This window comes from Candidatus Methylomirabilota bacterium (genome assembly GCA_035936835.1).
Lineage (GTDB): Bacteria > Methylomirabilota > Methylomirabilia > Rokubacteriales > CSP1-6 > AR37.
Window position 1 is genome coordinate 1 of sequence record DASYVT010000052.1, and the last position, 1,821, is coordinate 1,821.

Consider the following 1,821-nt stretch of genomic DNA (forward strand, 5'->3'; position numbering starts at 1 on the left):
AGCTCGTCGGCAAGGGTCTGGAACAGCTCACGCAGGTCGTTCCGGGGGTCAGTCGGGTCGCTGGCCTCTGGCAGCCAGGTGGCCTCCCCGAACGCACGGAAAAGGACATGCTGAAGGGAGCAGAAGTCGCGGCGCGGACGCTGGGGGTGCGGCTTCAATTCGTTGAGGCGCGAGGTCCCGCGGATTTCGACAGGGCCTTCTCGGACATGACCAGGGCGCGCGCGGGTGCTCTGACTGTATTGGGAAGCAACATGTTCAGCAATGAGCGCAGACGCCTCGTGGACCTGGCGGCCAAGAACCGGCTGCCGGCAGTGTACGCATCGAGGGACTATGTCGATGCCGGGGGCCTTATGGCCTACGGACCGAACTTTGCTGATTTGTATCGGCGCGCCGCTACCTACGTGGACAAGATTCTCAAAGGCGCCAAGCCCGGCGACCTGCCCGTCGAGCAGCCAACGAAGTTCGAGCTGGTCATCAATATGAAGACCGCCAAGGCCGTCGGCCTGACAATACCGCAGTCGCTGCTGGGGCGGGCGGACCATGTCGTCGAGAGATGAACACAGAAAGTCTGGGCTACCTCTTGTCCTACCCGCCGGCGCGCGCAAACTCCGCTGGATCGCCCGACACCGTCGTCCGCTGCATGAGGCGCTTGTGGCGGGTGGTGTCGAAGGGCGTGGCGCGGTGGAGGACGCAGCGGTTGTCCCAGATGACCAGGTCGCCTTCCTGCCACTCGTGGCGGTAGCGGAACTCGGGCTGGGTGACGTGCTCCAGCAGCTCCTTCAGGAGCGCGCGGCCATCCTCCACTGACATGCCTGCGATGTGGGAGGCGTGCGCGCCGAGGAAGAGGGCCTTGCGCCCGTTCACCGGGTTCGTCCGGACCACCGGGTGACGAACCGGCGGATACTCGGCGCGCTCCTTCTCGGTGAAGAAGCCGGGCCGGATCTGATCGCGTGACCAGGAGAAATCGTGGACGGCGATGGCCGTCTCGACCCGCCGCTTCAGCTCGTCGGGCAGCGACGGGTAGGCGGAGCGCGTGCTGGCGAACTCCGTGGCGCCGCCCTCCGGGGGGATGATCCGGGCGGAGAGCAGGGAGCAGAGCGACGGGACCTCTTTAAAGGAGCTGTCGCTGTGCCAGAGCATGTTGGCGAGCTGGTAGACCATGCGCCGGTCGTCGGGCGGAATGACCTCGCCCGTCTTGATGTCGAGGTTCGACTGGCGCGCGAAGGGCGTCCCAGCCGCCGGGTTGATGCTGCGGGTGACTTCGAGCGAGCCGAAGCGCCGGCTGAAGGCGGTCTGCGTGTCGTCGTCGAGCGGCTGTCCGCGGAAGACGAGAACCGAGTGCTCGTCGAGGGCGGCGCGGACTTCCTTCCAGGCCGGTTCCCCCAGCGGCCGGGTGATGTCGACGCCGTCGACCTGGGCGGCGAAGTGCGGGGTAAGCCGGGTTGTTACCATACGAGCTCGCGGGCGACGCCGCGCATGTCCATCTCGAACTCAAGTCCCTGGATGGGCGGGCGGCTGGGGAACCAGTGGACCCCGTGGATGGCGGCGGGGCCCGCCGGACGGAGGATCTCGTCGAGGAGGAAGCCGTAGATGGGCTGGGCCGCGTAGACGTCGATCGCCGTCACGCGGCTCCAATCGCCGCCGAGCGCGCGCAGGCGGTCCTGCATGACGCCCATCACGAACCGCGCCTTCTCGCGCATGGCATCCGGTGACGTGTCCCCGTGGCGCACGATACCGTCGGGCCCCTTCGCGCGATCCCGCATCTCGCCCGCGCCCGCCACGATGAAGGTCGGCGACGGAGTGGCTCCGGGCGTCGTGTAG

The 1,821-nt window shown here is 67.5% G+C and carries 3 protein-coding genes; 1 reads left to right on the plus strand and 2 read right to left on the minus strand.

Annotation, left to right across the window (positions count from 1 at the left end):
• The coding region (locus tag VGV06_04340; protein HEV2054388.1) for an ABC transporter substrate-binding protein at positions 1 to 557 on the plus strand (557 nt) is incomplete at its 5' end.
• A gap of 28 nt (positions 558 to 585) precedes the next feature.
• On the opposite strand, the gene VGV06_04345 is transcribed toward VGV06_04340, so the two are convergent.
• Together VGV06_04345 and VGV06_04350 are read right to left on the minus strand one after the other, a co-directional pair.
• Positions 586 to 1,452, minus strand: coding sequence for a TauD/TfdA family dioxygenase (locus tag VGV06_04345; GenBank protein ID HEV2054389.1), 867 nt, complete (start codon positions 1,450 to 1,452; stop codon positions 586 to 588).
• Positions 1,446 to 1,821 (minus strand): RidA family protein (locus VGV06_04350; protein HEV2054390.1); only part of this gene is annotated, 376 nt, incomplete at its 5' end. The genes VGV06_04350 and VGV06_04345, both read right to left, overlap by 7 nt.

Coding starts and splice junctions, on each gene's coding strand:
- VGV06_04345 (HEV2054389.1), bottom strand. CDS start 1,452: ATGGTAACAACCCGGCTTACCCCGCACTTCGCCGCCCAGGTCGACGGC.